Source organism: Tianweitania populi (assembly GCF_014652875.1).
GTDB lineage: Bacteria > Pseudomonadota > Alphaproteobacteria > Rhizobiales > Rhizobiaceae > Tianweitania > Tianweitania populi.
In genome coordinates this window covers 263,833-280,045 of record NZ_BMZQ01000002.1, presented here as the reverse complement: position 1 = coordinate 280,045, position 16,213 = coordinate 263,833, and the positions used below count along the sequence as shown (strand labels likewise).

Sequence of the window (16,213 nt, the reverse complement as noted above, 5' to 3'; positions counted from 1 at the left end):
CATGGTGTTCCTTGATGGAGGATCAGCCTCTGTTATGACCAAGGCGTTGCGATTGGCACCTCCCGTGTCTGTTCGCCTTCTTGGACAGTGCCCATGCCTTTCCCCCGCCTGCTTCTTGCGGGTGCCAGCTTTCGCGACCGATCGCTTGCATCCCTGGGCGCGATGCTCGGCATCGCCATCACTGGTGCCGTGTGCTTCATGATCCCGCTGCCGGTGGCGAGCCTTCCGCTGCTCGTCGCCCCAATGGGCGCCTCGGCCGTGCTGGTCTTTGCCGTTCCGGCCAGCCCGCTGGCGCAGCCTTGGTCGGTGATCGGCGGCAATGTCATTTCCGCTTTCGTCGGCCTGCTGGCGGGGCATCTCATTCCGTCCTTGCCGCTGGCTGCGGGCGTAGGCGTGGGCGGTGCGATCTTCATCATGTCCCTGACGCGCTGTTTGCATCCGCCTGGCGGTGCGGCTGCATTGACGGCCGTGCTGGGCGGCCCGCTGGTTGCGGCCACCGGCTATGGGTTTCCGATCGTGCCGGTTGCCGCCAACTCGCTGGTTCTGGTTTTGGCCGGCCTGATCTTCCATCGCGTGTCCGGCCATTCCTACCCGCACCGCTCGGTTCCGGTCGCCGGCCATCAGCCGCCGCCCGCCACGATCATCCCGCATCCCGAGGATATCGACCGTGCGCTGGAAGATCTCGGCGAAACCTTCGACGTCAGCCGTGAGGATCTCGACCTGATCTTCCGCCAGGTGGAGGTTCATGCGGAGCGCCGGCGCAGAGCGGAAACGGTCGGCAGGCCAGCAAGATAGCGAACCGCGATCAAACTCCTTTGATTGCGGTTGCCGGGCTCGCTTGATCCGTTATGTCGTAGTTGAGCGGCGGCGGTGAAGTGAACAACGATGGAAACGACCTATTGCGGGCCTGCGCCCGTTCCGGAAACTTGGGCAACCCAATGGAATTTCGATCCCGTTGCGGTCGGCCTCTGCGCGCTGCTCCTGCTCGGCCTGCCCCGTATAGAGCCCAGCCGCCGCGTAGCCTTCCTGCTCGGCACGCTCGGCGTCACCATCCTGTTCATCTCGCCCTTGTGCGGGCTGACCGCCGCGCTGTTTTCCGTTCGTACCGTCCATCACGTCGTCCTGGCGGCCGTCCTCGCTCCTTTGTTCGCCTGGGCACTGCCGGTGCCCCCACTGTCTTCCGCGCGCACATCGCTTTCCCTCGTCGTGCTCCTCCACGCCGCCACCTTCTGGTTCTGGCACGCACCGGCCGTGTATGATCACGCCGTGGTCTCCGCCGCGCTGTATTGGCTGATGCAGGCGACGATCTTCGGCTCTGCTTTCTGGATGTGGCAGCAGGTGTTCCACCGTCCGCAACCCGCCGCTGCAATCCTCGCTCTGCTCGCCACAGTCGTGCAGATGGGCATGCTCGGCGCGCTGCTGACCTTCCAGACCACCGAACTCTATCAGACCCACGCTTTGACCACGCAGCCCTTCGGCCTGTCGCCCCTTGAAGACCAACAGTTGGCTGGCCTCATCATGTGGGTGCCCGCTGCCGCACCCTATCTGATCGTTGCGCTTGTTCGATTGCTGACGCTGCTGAAACCTTCAGGAGAGAGCCAGGCTTCATGGTCTGGCTGAAATTCCTCCACATCACCGCCATCGCAATCTGGAGCGCCGGGCTGATCTGTTTGCCCGGCCTTTACATGCGCCGCGCGCTTGTTCCCAACCAGGCAGCGCTGCACGAGCTGCAGGCGCTGGTGCGCTACCTTTACGTCGTGATCCTCTCGCCCGCCGCATTCATTGCGATCGGCAGCGGCACGGTTCTGATCTTCCTGCGCGAAACCTTCGAGGCCTGGTTCTCGCTCAAGCTCGCTTTTGTCGGCGTGATGGTGCTGATCCACGCTTTGACCGGCATGGTCATCATCCGCTTGTTCGACAAAGGCTATATCTATCCACCCTGGCGCTTCGTCGCGACCACGGCCACGACCGTGCTGACCGTCACGCTGGTTCTGTTCGTGGTTCTCGCCAAGCCGATCGTGCCGGATCTTCTCCCCGATGTGCTTCGCGAACCCGGCGGACTGTCGCGCCTGCTCGGCGACCTCATTCCTTATCCGAGATGATGAGGCCGATGCCGTGATCAAACACCAGTTTTCCCCCGTGCCAGCCCGCCAAACCGGTAAAAAGGCTCGCCAGAACGGACAAAAGCAGGCCGTGAGGCAGGATATTTTCCGGGTTTTGCATGCGAAAACCCCAGTTCAAACCGAGCACGGCGATCAGCATCATGGCCGCGATCGCATGCGTCCAGCTGGCAACCCGGATGCGGATACCTCGCACCAGAACGAGCTCCGCCGTGCCGATCAAACCGGCCAAGGCAGCGGTTGCGAAGGCAAAACCGCTCGACCAGAGGCTGACCCGCACCCAGAACGGATCGCCGGTAAACCAGTAGAAAACGTCGACACCCAGCGTTGCGATCGCGAGGGCAATCGGGAAATGCACGCCCATCGCATGCAGAGGATGACCGGCCACGGCGACGGTGGATTGCACGTCCTCGTCAAGGACTTCCTCGATCACCGGACCCTTGCCGCTGGCATCGGACATGCAGTGTCTCCTTTGAAAACAGGCCTCGGCTCAACCAAGTCCCGCGCAATAGCGTCCTCCACGACATATGCATCCCGGCTGCTTCGTCCAGCCCCAATCCTAGGTATGGTCCTGCTGCTCAGTGCCTGCGCAGGCGATCTGTCTGCCCTGGATGCGGCCGGCCCGAACGCGCGCAACGTCGCCAATCTCTGGTGGATCATGGTCGCGGGCTCCGCCGCGATCTTTGTTCTGGTCGGCGCGATCCTGTGCCTCTCCTTCACCCAGCCCGGTCGCCACTGGCTTTCCGCGCGCTGGTTGATCGTGGGCGGCGGGCTCGTCATGCCATCCGCCGTAATCGCCGCTCTGGTCGCGACTTCCTTTGCACTGGGCGAAAGGCTGCTCGTTCATGCCGAACAAGCGCCGGTCCGTATCGAAGCCACGGCGCGGCAATGGCAGTGGGAGTTTCGCTATCCCGGCAGCGATGGGGCTCTCTCGTTCAACGAGCTGCACATCCCCGCCGGCCGGCCGGTGGATTTCACGGTCACCAGCGGCGATGTCATCCACAGCTTCTGGATCCCGCGTCTCGGCGGCAAGATCGACGCCATTCCCGGCCATACGAATACGATCCGGCTGCTGGCTGAAAAGCCCGGTCACTATGGCGGCATCTGCGCCGAATTTTGTGGCGAAGGCCATGCTGTGATGCGCTTTGCGGTGGAAGCACACGAGCCGCAGCGCTTCACCGAAATCGTCGATCCGCTGAATGCATCCGGGGCAGGGCAGCAATAATGGACCAGCCAAGCCCCAGTTCGCCGATCAAGCTGCACCACGACCTTCAAGCCATCTGGGACACCAAGCCCGGATGGGGCCGCCTGTCGGCCGTCAACCACACCGTGCTCGGCAAGCGCTTCATCATCGCGGCTTTCGTGTTCTTCGCGATCGGCGGCGTGCTGGCCATGCTGATCCGCGCGCAACTCGCCACCCCGCGCAGCGCTTTTGTCGGGCCTGACATCTACAACCAGCTCTTCACCATGCATGGCACGGTGATGATGTTCCTGTTTGCGATCCCCATGTTCGAGGGCTTCGCGATCTATCTCCTGCCCAAGATGCTCGGCGCGCGCGACATGGCCTTTCCGCGCCTCACCGCCTACGGCTTCTGGTGTTATGTCTTCGGCGGTTCGATCCTGATCGCGGCGCTGCTTCTCGGCGTTGCGCCGGACAGCGGCTGGTTCATGTATACGCCGCTCAGTTCATCCACCTATTCGCCGGGCATCAATGCCGATATCTGGCTGCTCGGCATCACCTTCGTGGAAATCTCGGCGCTGTCGGCGGCGATCGAGATCACCGTTTCGATCCTGAAGCTGCGCGCGCCCGGCATGTCGATCGACCGGCTGCCGATTATGGCCTGGTATCTGCTGGTCACCGCGCTGATGATGCTGTTCGGCTTTCCGCCGCTGATCCTCGGCTCGATCCTGCTCGAGCTAGAACGCGCCTTCGACCTGCCGTTCTTCGATCCGGTACGCGGCGGCGACAGTTTGCTGTGGCAGCACCTGTTCTGGCTGTTCGGCCATCCGGAAGTCTACATCATCTTCCTGCCGGCGGCAGGAGCCATCTCGATGATGATCCCGACCTTTGCGCGGCATCCGCTGGTTGGCTACCGCGCGATCATTGCGGCCATCATCGCGGTGGGCTTCCTGTCCTTCGGCCTGTGGGTCCACCACATGTTCGCCATCGGCATTCCGCATCTGGCGCTCGCCTTCTTTTCCGCTGCCAGCGGGCTAGTGGCGATCCCGACCGGCCTGCAGATCTTTGCCTGGATCGCCACGCTGGCATCGGGACGCCCGCGCTTTGATGTGCCGATGCTCTATCTCGCCGGCTTCTTCGTGATCTTCGTAATCGGCGGGCTGACCGGCGTGATGCTCGCCATGGTGCCCTTCAACCTGCAAGCGCATGACACGCATTTCGTGGTGGCCCATCTTCACTACGTGCTGGTCGGTGGCTTCGTGTTTCCCATGCTTGCCGCCGCCTATTACTGGCTGCCGCATATCACCGGACGGGTGTCCGACCACAAACTGTCCGTGCCGGCCTTCTGGCTGATCTTCGGCGGCTTCAACATGACGTTCTTCCTGATGCATTTGACGGGCCTGCTCGGCATGCCCCGCCGCATCGCGTCCTATCCGCCTGAAGCCAAGTGGGAATGGCTGAACCTCCTCTCCTCGGTCGGCAGCTTTCTGATGGCGATCGGCTTTGCGCTCTTCGTGGTCGACATCATCTTGCAAGTGCGCTTCGGCAAAGCCTTCCGGCGCAATCCCTGGGGTGCGCGCAGCCTGGAATGGGCGACACCCACTCCGCCGCCCGCCTATGCCTTCGCCTCTCTTCCGCGCGTGCAAAGCCGTGCCGACTGGCTCGACCCGGAAGACCACGCCGTGAAGCTGGCCGCCGGACGCGGTTACCTCGGCTTTGCGCGCTATGGCTGGATGGAAACGCTAGGCGTCGGCATGATCGAAGGCGAGCCGGATCAGGTCATCGTTTTGCCCAAGCCTACGATCCTGCCCCTGTGGACCGGGCTAGCCACCGGCGCGATCGTTTTGTGCCTGTTGTTCAAGGCCTATTGGCTGGCCCTGCTACCCCTTGCGATCACAGTGACTCTGCTCTTGTCCTGGACGCGCACAACCGGCGCGCAGTCCGATCTCGGCCCGCTGCCGATCGGCCATGGTCAATCAGCGGCCGTGCATTGGGAAGCGGAGCGGCCGCCGTCCTGGTGGGCCATGGTCTTTACGCTCGGCGCCGACGCGACCTTCTTCGCCTCGCTTCTGTTCGGCTGCGTGTTTCTGGCCCTGATCGCGCCTGCCTGGCCGCCCCCGGTGGTCGTCTCGCCGAGCTACGGCTTGCTTGCGCTCGCCGCCTTGCTCATGATCGCCGCCGCGATCTATGGCCGCCTCGCACTGCGCGATCTCGCTCGCACCCGCTCGCCCTCAGCGTGGCTCGGCCTTTGCGCGCTGTCGCATGCCGGCGTTTGCGCGGTCGTTGCCGCCGTGATCGCGTCGGACATCCCCGACCCGACGCTGCACGCCCATCACGCCACGCTCTTCGCCATTCTCGGCTACGCCTTCCTGCACTCTGGCGTCGGCTGCATCCTGGCGCTGTACGGCGTGCAGCGGCAGCGTCACGGCAAACTGTCCGCGCTTCGCAGCCTCGACCTTCGTATCGGCAGCCTGTGGCATGACTATGCCGCCGTTGCCGGCGTCGTCGCGCTTCTGGCGGTGGTCGCTCTCTGCTGGTCCGTTGGCGGGAGGCCGTGATGGGGGAGGTAGCATCCGGCAAACGGCTTTTGGCGCTGGCGGCCGGCTTCGTGATCTGGTCCGTCGCCTTCGTCGTGCTTTACAGCGCCCTGTCGATCGGCTGCCGCCAGGGTTGGAGCGATGTTCATCTCCTCGCCGGCCTGTCGCTCCAGCGCGTGCAACTGGTTGCACTTTACGTCCTGCACCTTCTGGCCGGGCTCGGCCTAGTGGTTTTCCTGCGCCGCAGTCAGTTCACATCCGGAGCAGCTGCCTTTCTCCAGACGGTGGCCTTCTATGCCGCGATCGCCGCCGTGTTCTCCACCGCCTTCACCTTTGCCGGAACCCTGATGCTGACGCCTTGCTGACACAGCTGGGGAGAGAGCGCCTGCCGGTCGATTAGACGCTTGCCACAAAGCCGACCCTCTGATGTTCATCCTCAAACATCGGTCCAGAACGGACCATTCGTCGGGAAGGACATCATGGCCGCCGAGCGCGACATTCCCAAAATCCGCGAAGATGGGCTGCAGCTGGAAGAGCATCGCACCTTCCAGGAGCGTTTCTGGAAGGTCGAGCGCATCGCCTGGGTATTCTATGGGCTGATCGTGGTTGCCAGCCTTGTTGGCCTCACCGGAAGTGGCGGCATGCTGGCCGCGGCCTCGCAGCAGCAGGGCGACAGCCAGATCGACTATCCCCGCGTCAGCCGCTGGCAAACAAGCGACATGATCACGCTGCGCCTTGCGCCCGGCGGCGCGGAACGGCGCATCACCTTCTCGGACAGTTTCTTCGAACAGTTCCAGCTGGAAGCCGTTCAGCCGCAAACCACGGATGTCATCGGCCAAGGCGGCAAGCAGACCCTAGTCATCAAGGCCGAAGACAAACAGCCGATCCTTGTTCAGCTGCATCTGCGCCCCATCCATCCCGGCATCGCCGATTACGCGATCGCCATCGACAACGCAGCGCCCTCAGCGCTTACCACCGTTATTCTTCCCTAGGAGCCGAGCCGTTGGAAAGCGTTCTGCGCGGTGTAGGCATCTACATCGTCCTTCTTCTGATCGTGCGTTTGAGCGGCCGCCGCACTTTGGCGCAAATGACGCCGTTTGATCTTGTTCTGCTGCTCATCATCGCCGAAACCACGCAGCAGGCGCTGCTGGGCGACGATTTTTCCATCGTCAACTCGGTGGTTCTGATCATCACCCTGTTCCTGACCGACATCGCGCTCAACGCCTTCAAGACCAAAGCTCCACGGCTCGCCCGCTGGATGGACGGTGCCCCGACGGTTCTGATCGCCTCCTGCAAACCGGACTGGCACGCTCTGCGCGAGTCCCGCGTCTCGATCGACGAGATCCTGGCGGCAGGCCGCGAACAACACGGCCTTCAACGCCTCGAACAGATCAAGTTCGCCATCCTTGAAGCCGGCGGCAAGATCACGATTATTCCGACGGAGGACGCGGGGTAGCACGGGATTGAGGGGCGTTTAGCGGATTTCGGTATTAACGAAAAAGTGGCTCAGCTCCTGTAACGTAACATCCGTCGCTCAATGGGGGGAGCTGCTTGTGGACGGAGCTGTTTACGCAATCGTCGTGAATGTTTGCGTAGCGCTTCTTTTCGCGACGACCTTCGCGGTTGTCCGGGTTTCCTATCCTCAGCAGCGCGCGGCAACCTGGTTCAGTGCGGTCTACCTTCTCGGCATGCTGACGCCGCTCAGCGAACTGGCCGTCCGCTTTCTCGATCACACCGCCCTCTTTCTGGCGACCAGCTACGGCACCTTCCTGTTGTCCATGCTCACCTTCCTCATGGGGGTGACGTCGCTTGCAGGGAGGGAACAGCCGCGAAAGATTTTGGTCAGCCTTCTGCTTGCCGGCATCATCGGTCGCGCTGCGATCTGGAATGGACCGCGGAACGAGCTTTGGTATGAGCTGGTCTACCAGGCGCCCTTCATCGCGATCTCGGCCTGTTCCGCTGCAACAGCCATTGCAGCTGCCCGCCGAACGCGAAGCTTGATGTGGCTTGCCTTGGCTATTCTACTGGGCGTCATGACCGCCTACTTCGTGGCAAAGCCCTTCTTTGCAGCCGCGTTCGGCTCCGGTGTGTCCGCAAAGGTCTATGCCGCAAGTCCGTATGCCCTGTTCTCGCAGGCGCTCGGCGGCATTCTCATCGTCATGGCGGGCTTGCTGATCCTGCTCATGCTCGTTCAGTCGGTGCTGTCATCGTCGATCCGCGACTCCGAAACCGATGCGCTGACCGGCATTGCCAACCGCCGGGGCTTCGACCGGCACGCGCCCCGCATCATCGATGCCGCCCGGCAGGCAGGTCAGCCCGTGGCGGTGCTGCTCTTCGACCTCGACCACTTCAAGCGGGTGAACGATGGCTACGGGCATGCGACTGGCGACGCCGTGCTTCGCGCATTTGCCGCCGTTCTGACCAGCAAGGCGCCGCCGACCTCACTGGTCGCCCGCATCGGCGGCGAAGAATTCATTGTCGTTCTGGAGCGCACGACGCTGCGCGGCGCATGGCTGACGGCTCAAGCGATCCGCGCAGACCTGCCGCATCTCGGCGCCCATCATCCAGCCATTACGGTCAGCGGCGGCATCGCCGAATTGAAGGCAGCAGACACGTTCGAAACACTGCTCGCCCGCGCTGACGCCAGAGCCTATCACGCGAAGGAAACAGGCCGAAACCGCATCTGCCCGATGCCCGAACCACTGCTCGGCGAAGAAGGCGTGCAGGCGCTGCACAACCTTCAAACCCCATCCAATCTCAGCCTGATAACCCAACTCAAGGCCGCCGACCACGGCTGATACGACGCTGGTTCGAAGACCAGAGGGGATGATTGTTGGTGGGCCCGGAGGGACTCGAACCCCCAACCAAGCGGTTATGAGCCGCCGGCTCTAACCATTGAGCTACAGGCCCCACCCAGGGGAACCACTAGGCAATTTGCGCGACTAGCACAAGTTCCGCGTCGCGCTTCTGCGCAAGGCAGCAATGATGATGCAGCCCGCGTCGTATTCGCTCCATAATCGCCACCTAGGCGTGGGGCGAGGGATGATCCTTGTTCGATGGAGACACTGACACGATGCGCGCCACTCTTCCGTTTGCTTTCCTGATGCTCGGTTCCGCCTCAGCTTTCGCGCAGCCGGTGCCGCCCGCACCGACCCCGCAGATCGTGGTCACGGGCGAGGGCGAGGCGACGGCGCGGCCGGATCTCGCAATGCTGTCCTTGAGCGTGATGCGCGAAGCAAAGACTGCGCGCGAAGCCTTGGACGCCAACAGTTCGGCGATGGCGGCGGTGATCAGCGCCATGAAGGCGGAAGGCATTGCAGATGCCGACCTGCAGACCAGCAGCCTGTCGATCGAGCCGCGCTACGTTTATCCCACCGAAGAGAACAAGGAGACCGAAACGCGGCTCGTTGGCTATCAGGTGACGAATTCGCTCGGCGTGCGCGTGCGCCAGATCGACAAGGTCGGCGCGCTTCTCGACAAGGCTGTGTCGCTCGGCGTCAACCAGGGCGGCCAGATCAACTTCGATTCCGCCGACACGACCAAGGTCTTCGCCGAAGCGCGCAAGCGTGCGGTGCAGGATGCGATGGAGCGTGCCAAGACTCTGGCTGAGGCTGCCGGCATCAAGCTCGGCCAGGTCATGGAAATCTCGGAAAACTCGATGCGCCAGCCGCCCATGCCGATGATGGCGAAGAGCTTCGAGGCGCGTGCGGTGGCGCCCGCCCCGGCCCCTGTTGAAGCCGGTGAGAATTCCTATCGCGTTCAGGTCTCCGTCACCTTCGCGATCGATCGCTGATCTCCAGCGCAAACGCGCTGTCCCAGCAGCGTAAAAGCGCTGACGTGAACAAGGAAAAGGCCGGTGGATCGCTCCACCGGCCTTTCTTCGCTGGAACCGAAAAACCCTTTTAGCGGATGACGGGGCAGTTCGGAGCCCGCGCGAAGAGGACGCGCACGGTATGGCCGCGCTGGAAGCCGCGAACGGCGATCGTGTTGCGGTTGACGTTGGAAACGCGGGGACGGTTGATGCCCATCTTCCACGCCTTTTCGGTCGCGCGTTCCGGGGTGCAGGCGCGGCGCGGACGATCACGATGACGCTCATGACGCCAGTCGCGCTCGTGGCGATACTGCACCGTCTCAGGCGCGACGGTAACGCTGACGCTTGCGGCCTGGGCGGCGGGAAGGGTGGCGAAGCTGCCGAGCAGAACGCTCAGGGACAGTGCGGTGGTTTGGACGATCTTGAGCATGAACAGCGTCTCCTCATGGCCTGTTTCGGCGATGAGGATGCGTTTGCCACTTCCGGCCTGAACTTTAATCGAACCGATCGTTCATATCGGGTTCAGCCGCCAACAGTCTCGCGAGATACGGCCGCGAATCCCCTCACTCACGGCTGCTCGTCCAGCACGTGGTCGAAATAATCCTCGTCGTCGGTCATGTCGCTTTCAAGCGCGGTGACGCGGCCGAGCATGGAAATGCCGGCGCTATGAACGGTATCGCGGCTTCCCGAAATCAGGTGATGCCAGTCGAACAGGTCCTTGCCCTCGGCCACCAGGCGATAACCGCAGGTGCGCGGCAGCCAGTCTATCTCGCGCACCTTTTTCGGGGTGAGCTTGACGCAATCCGGCACCTTGCGCTTGCGCTGCACGTAATCGCTGCACTGGCATGAACCGGCATCGAAAAGGCGGCAGGCGACGCTGGTCCAGTAAATCTCGCCCGAGTCTTCGTCCTCGAGCTTGGCCAGGCAGCACTTGCCGCAGCCGTCGCAAAGCGACTCCCACTCGGCAAGTGTCATCGCTTCCAAGCTTTTGCGTTTCCAGAAGGGCAGATCCATGGGTGCCATGTGATCCTTCGCAGCGGCCAAATCAAGGCGTTCACGATCTAGGTGAACACCACATTCACGCGCTGTTCAGGCGAATCCGGGTGGAACTTGGCGCAACGCGCTCCATTTGGCTGCGCAACGGGACGAAATGGACAAGGAGACACCATGAAAAGTCGCAACACGATTCTGGCGGGAACGGCGCTTGGCCTGTTGATGGCCACGGCACCGGTGCGCGCCGCATCGCTGCCGACCAGCCTCGCGCCGACTTCAGGCGAAACGGTCATGCAGCGTTCGATCCTGCTCGCACAGGCTGAATCGGGAACGGACAGCCAGCCGGCGGAAGAGATTCTGCCGCAAACGGATCAACCGCCAGCCGAGCGTCCGGCGCCTGCCGAAGAGCCTGCCAACACCCCTGCTGATGAGCCTGCCGCAGAGCCGCAGGCGCAGCCTGAAACCCAGGCTGCCGAACCCCAGGCCGAACAGCCGAAGGCAGAAGAACCGCGCCGCAAGCGTGCTGCAGAACCGGAAGCCGCACCGCAGGCAGAGTCTCAGCCTGAAGCGCAGCCAGAACCTCAGGCAGAGCCTGCACCACAGGCCGAAGAAAAGCCTGAAGCCCGCCCGCAGCGCCGTCAGCAGCGCAATTCCGAAGAAGCCAAGCCGGCAGAAACCGAGTCGAGCGACACCCAGCAGGCGCCTGCGGCAGCAGCCCCTGAAGGCGAAGCTGCACCGAAATCCGAAGCAGCACCCGAACAACCGGCCGGTGAGCCAAAGTCCGGTGCAGAGCGCATGCGCCAGGATATGCGCAAGGGCGACGCCAATGGCGAACAGGGCGGCGAACGCCGTCGTCCCCGTGATGGCGAGCGTCGTGATGGACAGCGTGGCAACAAGGGAGGCGAGCAGCCTGCTGCTGGCGCAGCCGAACAGGCTCCTGCCGCAGCACCGTCGGAAGCACCGGCTCAAACGCCACCAGCCGGAGCCCCAGCCGGCCAGACCCCGCCAGCCGCAACGCCGCCAGCAGGTGCTGCGCCTGAACCAGCCCAGCCGACCCAGATCGAACAGCCACCGGCACGCGAACCCGCCGCAGCCGCACCTGCCGCGCGCGAGCCTGTCGCCGGATCGCCGCTGCCGGAGAATGCCGCGCCGGTTCTGGATAGCGCCAAGGAAGTGCCGCAGGCGCCAGCCGGCCAGCCTGGTGCGGCTCCTCAGCCGGGTGCTGCCGGTCAGCCTCAGCAGGCACAGCCAGCACAGCCTGCCGCACCGCCTCCGACCTCGGATGCTGCCGCGCAGAGTGACCGGGCGCGTCCAACCGACATCCGCTCGGCTCGCGAAGAGCGCGGCCAGCGCATCGAGGTCGACCGCGATCAGCCGCGTCGTTGGGAGCGTCGCGAAAATGTCGACGTCGTGAAGGAAGTCGACAACCGCATCATCCTGAACTTCGGCGGCCAGGACTTCGTGGAAAGCTCGGACCGTGATCGTATGGGACGTGACTCCCGCGATACCTATTACGAGGAGCTGCCGCGTGGCCGCACCCGCGAAACCATCGTGCGCCAGGACGGCACGCAGGTCGTGACCATCCGCAACGCCTATGGCGATGTGGTTCGTCGTTCGCGCATCACGCCGGACAACCGCGAATACGTGCTGTCCTATGTGGATGAGGATGAGTACGACCGCGATCGTGGCCGCGAATGGCGCGATCCCGGCGAGGACCTGCCGCCGCTCGTCCTCACCATCCCTGCGCGCGATTACATTCTCGACGCCGGTACGGTGGATGACGAGCCCGAGCGCTACTACGACTTCCTCGACCAGCCGCCGGTGGAGCGCATCGAGCGTCTTTACTCGGTTGAAGAAGTGAAGCGTTCGGCCCGCGTTCGTGACACGGTGCGCCGCGTCGACCTCGACACGATCACCTTCGCAACCGGTTCGGCAGAAGTCGCCGAAAGCCAGGTCGATCGTCTCGAAGGCGTGGCACAGGGCATGCAGAAGCTCTTGAAGCGCAACCCGGCCGAGACCTTCCTGATCGAAGGTCACACGGATGCGGTTGGCAGCGACCAGTCCAACCTGGTTCTGTCGGATCGCCGCGCGGAAGCCGTCGCCGATGCACTGTCGCGCTACTTCGATATCCCGCCGGAGAACCTGACCACGCAGGGCTACGGTGAGCGTTATCTGAAGATCAAGACGGATGGTGCGGAGCAGGAAAACCGCCGCGTCGCCATCCGCCGCATCACGGCGCTTGTGGCCCCCGCGAGCGCCAGCGCCAAGTAAGCGCGCCTTCTAACGCGAAGTTGAAGCCCGGTTGCGCATGCAGCCGGGCTTTTTCATAGCGGATTCGAAGAGCCGCCCTTTGCTCGCCTTGTTCCTTTGGCTATGGGCGACATTCGCCATTCCGCAAAAGTGGCGCTGTGTCTGTCCTGTGCTGGAGCCTTTATGAAGCGCCTTGAACTGCTGGTTGAATCGGTGATCCTGGCGTCGCGCTGGCTGCTGGTCGTGTTTTACCTGGGATTGGCGGTCGCACTGGCAATCTATGCGGTGTCCTTTGCGGGCAAGCTGTTCGAATTTGCGAGCAATGTCACGCTGCTCAACGACACGGATACGATCCTGAAGATGCTCGGGCTGATCGATGCAGCCCTTGTCGCCAGCCTTGTCGTCATGGTCATCATTTCAGGCTACGAGAATTTTGTTTCCCGCTTCGACCAGTCGGGCGATCAAGTTCATTGGCTGGGCACGATCGATGCGGGTTCGCTGAAGATCAAGGTCGCCTCGACCATCGTCGCCATCTCGTCCATCCACCTGCTGCAGGTGTTCCTGAACAGTACGAGTTACACGACGTTCCAGCTGATGTGGCTCACCATCATCCACCTGGCCTTCGTCGTGTCAGCCCTGTTCCTGGCCTATATCGACAAGCTTTCGGCCAAGAAGGACAAGATTGACGGTCCGAGCCTTTAGAAGCTCGGCGGACTTTTCAGATCAATAGCCGGCCGCGCGATCCACCAGGTTCTGCAGCGGCTCGCCGCGGTCATACGCGTCCATCTGTTCCAGCATCGGCATGGTAATGGCGCGCGGATCGGACGGCGCTGCCGCATGCGGCGTGACGAAAACCTTCGGATGCTGCCACAGCGGCGAGGCTTCCGGTAGCGGCTCTGTCTCGAACACGTCTAGGCTGGCTTCGCCGAGCGAACCATCTTCCAGCGCGCGCAGAATATCGGCTTCACGATGCAAGCCGCCACGGCCGGCATTGATCAGCACCGAGCCGCCGATCGCATTGTCGCGGCGCAGTTGTCTCAGGAGATCATAGGTGATGATGCCGCGTGTGGCGTCGGTCAGCGGCAGCAGCACGACGAGAATGTCTGTACTCGCAAGAAAGTCCGGCAAGCCCTCGGCACCGGCATAGGTGGTCATGTCAGGCACGTCGGCGGGGCGGCGGCTCCAGCCGTTGAGCTTGAAGCCGAGCGAACCGACGGCACGCGCAGCGGTACGTCCCAGCTCGCCGATGCCCATGAAGCCGACGCTTGTTTCCGCTGAAGTCGGCTGAGTCAGTTCGTTCCAGTCGCCTGCGGCCTGCTGCCGCTGGTACTGCGCGCCTCGGCGGTGATGATCGAGCACCCGCCACGTCACATATTCCGCCATGTGCTGCGCCAGGTTCTCGGACACCACGCGCACGATCGGCAGGTCGGGCAGGGTCGGATCGCGCAGCACGTGATCGACGCCTGCACCCAGCGAGAAGATCGCCTTCAGGTTAGGCAGATTGCCGAGCACGCCATGCGGCTGATGCCAGGCCACGGCATAATGGATGCTGGGATCTTCCGCGCCATCGGGCGCAGTCACCACCTCGCGTCCGGTGCGGCCGAGAAGATCGACCCAAAGCGCGTTGTCGGTCTTGTTGGTGGCAAGCAGCACCTTGCCCCGCGTTCCGTCGGTCATGCGAAGCGTTCCGTTACTGGCTGATGGCACTATCCGCAGCCGTCTCGATCTTGAAGGCGGCCGCGATCAGCGCCTTGGTGTAATCGGTCTGCGGATTGTCGAAGATCTGCGTCGACGGACCGTGCTCCACCACCTGGCCGTTGCGCATCACGATCACTTCGTTGGCCAGCGCGCGCACGACCTTCAGATCGTGGCTGATGAAGAGGTAGGCGAGGTCGTGCTTCTTCTGGAGATCACGCAGCAGATCCACCACCTGCGCCTGCACGCTCATGTCGAGCGCCGAAGTCGGCTCGTCCAGCATCACGAAGCGCGGCTTCAGCACCATGGCGCGTGCAATCGCGATGCGCTGGCGCTGGCCGCCGGAAAACTCGTGCGGATAACGGAAGCGGGTCGCCGGATCGAGCCCGACTTCGCGCAGCACATCGACAACACGATCATCGCGCTCGTCTGCGGACAGATCGCGGGCGTGGATCTTCAGCCCTTCCTGGATGATCTCGCCAACCGACATGCGCGGGCTCAGCGACCCGAACGGGTCCTGGAACACGATCTGCAATTCATTGCGGAGCGGCCGCATCTCCTTAAACGACAGGCCGTCGATCGCCTTGTCCTCGAAGCGAATGTCGCCCTTGGACGAAATCATGCGCGCCAGTGCCAGGCCGAGCGTCGTCTTGCCCGAACCGGATTCGCCGACCACGCCAAGCGTTTGCCCGGCCTTCACCGTGACATCGATGCCGTCCACCGCCCGCACATAATCGACGGTCTTGCGGAAAAAGCCCTGCTTGATCGGGAAATGGACCTTGATGTCCCGCCCCGACATCACCGTCTTGGCCGTGGGATCAACCGGCGGCGGCGCGCCCTTTGGTTCGGCCGCCAGCAGATGGCGCGTGTACTCGTGCTGCGGGTTGGCGAAGATCTCCTTCGTCGGCCCTTCTTCCACGATCCTGCCCTTGGTCATCACGCAGACACGATCGGCAATGCGTCGGACGATGCCCAGATCATGCGTGATAAACAGCATGGACATGCCATGCGTCGCCTTCAACTCGCCGAGCAGCTTGAGGATCTGCGCCTGCACGGTGACATCGAGCGCGGTGGTCGGCTCGTCGGCAATCAGCAGCTTCGGCCGGTTCGCCAGCGCCATCGCGATCATCACGCGCTGCCGCTGCCCGCCCGACAACTGATGCGGATAGGCGGACAGCCGCTTTTCCGGCTCGCGAATACCGACTTCGTTCAGAAGCTCCAGCGTGCGTGCCCGAGCCTGAGCATCGCGCATGCCCTGATGCAGCTTGAGCACTTCGCCGACCTGCTGCTCGATCGTATGCAGCGGATTGAGCGACGTCATGGGCTCCTGGAAGATCATGGTGACGTCGTTGCCGCGCACCTTCCGCAAGGCGATTTCATCGGCCGACAGCAGATCAACGCCATCGAACAGGATCTGCCCGCTTGGATGGCGGGCGGGCGGGTAGGGCAGGAGCTTCAGCACGGAAAGCGCCGATACCGACTTGCCCGAACCGGATTCACCCACCAGCGCCACGGTTTCGCCCTTGGCGATGTCGAAGGACACGTGATCCACGGCGAGGCTTTCGTGCCCGCCTTGGGTGAAGGCAACCGACAAGTCGCGAACGGAAAGAAGCGGCTGGGTCACGTT

Annotated in this window: 17 protein-coding genes and 1 tRNA gene; 12 read left to right on the top strand and 6 right to left on the bottom strand. The window is 63.1% G+C overall.

The features are described 5' to 3' along the window. Positions 1-93: 93 nt before the first annotated feature. The 3 genes from IE166_RS10680 to IE166_RS10670 all read left to right on the top strand — a co-directional run bounded on the left by IE166_RS10680 (position 94) and on the right by IE166_RS10670 (position 2,102). The gene (locus IE166_RS10680) at positions 94-795 is read left to right on the top strand and encodes an HPP family protein (RefSeq protein WP_189503679.1); all 702 of its coding nucleotides are present in this window, start codon (positions 94-96) and stop codon (positions 793-795) included. A gap of 90 nt (positions 796-885) precedes the next feature. Continuing rightward, a complete protein-coding gene (locus IE166_RS10675; RefSeq protein WP_189503677.1) occupies positions 886-1,620 on the top strand; it encodes a cytochrome c oxidase assembly protein in 735 nt (244 codons plus the stop codon). Continuing rightward, on the top strand, positions 1,608-2,102 hold the full coding sequence (locus tag IE166_RS10670; protein WP_189503675.1) for a CopD family protein: 495 nt from the start codon (positions 1,608-1,610) through the stop codon (positions 2,100-2,102). The genes IE166_RS10675 and IE166_RS10670 overlap by 13 nt, the downstream gene beginning before the upstream one ends. Here the strand turns inward: IE166_RS10670 and IE166_RS10665 are convergent. Continuing rightward, on the bottom strand, positions 2,083-2,580 hold the full coding sequence (locus tag IE166_RS10665; protein WP_189503674.1) for a DUF2231 domain-containing protein: 498 nt from the start codon (positions 2,578-2,580) through the stop codon (positions 2,083-2,085). The genes IE166_RS10670 and IE166_RS10665 overlap by 20 nt on opposite strands. Before the next feature lie 105 nt (positions 2,581-2,685). On the opposite strand from IE166_RS10665, the gene coxB reads away from it, so the two are divergent. The 6 genes from coxB to IE166_RS10635 all read left to right on the top strand — a co-directional run bounded on the left by coxB (position 2,686) and on the right by IE166_RS10635 (position 8,635). After that, positions 2,686-3,345 (top strand): cytochrome c oxidase subunit II, encoded by a 660-nt coding sequence (coxB, locus tag IE166_RS10660; protein ID WP_189503672.1) that lies wholly within the window; start codon positions 2,686-2,688, stop codon positions 3,343-3,345. Further along, a complete protein-coding gene (gene ctaD, locus IE166_RS10655; RefSeq protein WP_189503670.1) occupies positions 3,345-5,858 on the top strand; it encodes a cytochrome c oxidase subunit I in 2,514 nt (837 codons plus the stop codon). The genes coxB and ctaD overlap by 1 nt, the downstream gene beginning before the upstream one ends. After that, the gene (locus IE166_RS10650; protein WP_189503668.1) at positions 5,858-6,202 is read left to right on the top strand and encodes a hypothetical protein; all 345 of its coding nucleotides are present in this window, start codon (positions 5,858-5,860) and stop codon (positions 6,200-6,202) included. Before ctaD ends, IE166_RS10650 begins: the two co-directional genes overlap by 1 nt. Positions 6,203-6,316: 114 nt before the next feature. Next, positions 6,317-6,829 carry a hypothetical protein gene (locus IE166_RS10645; RefSeq protein ID WP_189503666.1) on the top strand — a complete coding sequence of 171 codons (513 nt, stop codon included), beginning with the start codon at positions 6,317-6,319 and terminating at the stop codon, positions 6,827-6,829. Between the two features lie 11 nt (positions 6,830-6,840). Next, entirely contained in the window at positions 6,841-7,293 is a 453-nt protein-coding gene (locus IE166_RS10640; RefSeq protein ID WP_189503664.1) for a DUF421 domain-containing protein, read from the top strand. Between the two features lie 97 nt (positions 7,294-7,390). Further along, positions 7,391-8,635, top strand: coding sequence for a GGDEF domain-containing protein (locus tag IE166_RS10635; protein ID WP_189503662.1), 1,245 nt, complete (start codon positions 7,391-7,393; stop codon positions 8,633-8,635). 36 nt (positions 8,636-8,671) lie between these two features. Here the strand turns inward: IE166_RS10635 and IE166_RS10630 are convergent. Continuing rightward, positions 8,672-8,747: transfer RNA gene (locus IE166_RS10630), tRNA-Ile, on the bottom strand. A 163-nt stretch (positions 8,748-8,910) separates the two neighbouring features. Here IE166_RS10630 and IE166_RS10625 point away from each other — a divergent pair. Continuing rightward, complete coding sequence (locus IE166_RS10625) at positions 8,911-9,630, top strand: SIMPL domain-containing protein (protein ID WP_189503660.1); 720 nt, start codon at positions 8,911-8,913, stop codon at positions 9,628-9,630. 109 nt (positions 9,631-9,739) lie between these two features. Here the strand turns inward: IE166_RS10625 and IE166_RS10620 are convergent, their stop codons facing one another. Further along, complete coding sequence (locus IE166_RS10620) at positions 9,740-10,078, bottom strand: hypothetical protein (protein ID WP_189503658.1); 339 nt, start codon at positions 10,076-10,078, stop codon at positions 9,740-9,742. 137 nt (positions 10,079-10,215) lie between these two features. Further along, the gene (locus IE166_RS10615; protein ID WP_189505832.1) at positions 10,216-10,662 is read right to left on the bottom strand and encodes a YcgN family cysteine cluster protein; all 447 of its coding nucleotides are present in this window, start codon (positions 10,660-10,662) and stop codon (positions 10,216-10,218) included. A 153-nt stretch (positions 10,663-10,815) separates the two neighbouring features. On the opposite strand from IE166_RS10615, the gene IE166_RS10610 reads away from it, so the two are divergent. Together IE166_RS10610 and IE166_RS10605 are read left to right on the top strand one after the other, a co-directional pair. After that, positions 10,816-12,912, top strand: coding sequence for an OmpA family protein (locus IE166_RS10610; protein ID WP_189503656.1), 2,097 nt, complete (start codon positions 10,816-10,818; stop codon positions 12,910-12,912). A 162-nt stretch (positions 12,913-13,074) separates the two neighbouring features. After that, entirely contained in the window at positions 13,075-13,593 is a 519-nt protein-coding gene (locus tag IE166_RS10605; RefSeq protein ID WP_189503654.1) for a TIGR00645 family protein, read from the top strand. A 21-nt stretch (positions 13,594-13,614) separates the two neighbouring features. Here the strand turns inward: IE166_RS10605 and IE166_RS10600 are convergent, their stop codons facing one another. Next, positions 13,615-14,568 (bottom strand): 2-hydroxyacid dehydrogenase, encoded by a 954-nt coding sequence (locus IE166_RS10600; protein ID WP_189503653.1) that lies wholly within the window; start codon positions 14,566-14,568, stop codon positions 13,615-13,617. A 13-nt stretch (positions 14,569-14,581) separates the two neighbouring features. After that, positions 14,582-16,210 carry an ABC transporter ATP-binding protein gene (locus IE166_RS10595; RefSeq protein ID WP_189503650.1) on the bottom strand — a complete coding sequence of 543 codons (1,629 nt, stop codon included), beginning with the start codon at positions 16,208-16,210 and terminating at the stop codon, positions 14,582-14,584. Positions 16,211-16,213 lie beyond the last annotated feature (3 nt).

What these genes read in the sequence shown, in the direction of transcription:
- IE166_RS10645 (WP_189503666.1), top strand. Translation starts at nt 6,317, where the DNA reads ATGGCCGCCGAGCGCGACATTCCCAAAATCCGCGAAGATGGGCTGCAG.
- IE166_RS10665 (WP_189503674.1), bottom strand. Translation starts at nt 2,580, where the DNA reads ATGTCCGATGCCAGCGGCAAGGGTCCGGTGATCGAGGAAGTCCTTGAC.
- IE166_RS10675 (WP_189503677.1), top strand. Translation starts at nt 886, where the DNA reads ATGGAAACGACCTATTGCGGGCCTGCGCCCGTTCCGGAAACTTGGGCA.
- IE166_RS10605 (WP_189503654.1), top strand. Translation starts at nt 13,075, where the DNA reads ATGAAGCGCCTTGAACTGCTGGTTGAATCGGTGATCCTGGCGTCGCGC.
- IE166_RS10625 (WP_189503660.1), top strand. Translation starts at nt 8,911, where the DNA reads ATGCGCGCCACTCTTCCGTTTGCTTTCCTGATGCTCGGTTCCGCCTCA.
- IE166_RS10615 (WP_189505832.1), bottom strand. Translation starts at nt 10,662, where the DNA reads ATGGATCTGCCCTTCTGGAAACGCAAAAGCTTGGAAGCGATGACACTT.
- IE166_RS10680 (WP_189503679.1), top strand. Translation starts at nt 94, where the DNA reads ATGCCTTTCCCCCGCCTGCTTCTTGCGGGTGCCAGCTTTCGCGACCGA.
- IE166_RS10600 (WP_189503653.1), bottom strand. Translation starts at nt 14,568, where the DNA reads ATGACCGACGGAACGCGGGGCAAGGTGCTGCTTGCCACCAACAAGACC.
- IE166_RS10650 (WP_189503668.1), top strand. Translation starts at nt 5,858, where the DNA reads ATGGGGGAGGTAGCATCCGGCAAACGGCTTTTGGCGCTGGCGGCCGGC.
- IE166_RS10620 (WP_189503658.1), bottom strand. Translation starts at nt 10,078, where the DNA reads ATGCTCAAGATCGTCCAAACCACCGCACTGTCCCTGAGCGTTCTGCTC.
- coxB (WP_189503672.1), top strand. Translation starts at nt 2,686, where the DNA reads ATGGTCCTGCTGCTCAGTGCCTGCGCAGGCGATCTGTCTGCCCTGGAT.
- IE166_RS10670 (WP_189503675.1), top strand. Translation starts at nt 1,608, where the DNA reads ATGGTCTGGCTGAAATTCCTCCACATCACCGCCATCGCAATCTGGAGC.
- IE166_RS10610 (WP_189503656.1), top strand. Translation starts at nt 10,816, where the DNA reads ATGAAAAGTCGCAACACGATTCTGGCGGGAACGGCGCTTGGCCTGTTG.
- ctaD (WP_189503670.1), top strand. Translation starts at nt 3,345, where the DNA reads ATGGACCAGCCAAGCCCCAGTTCGCCGATCAAGCTGCACCACGACCTT.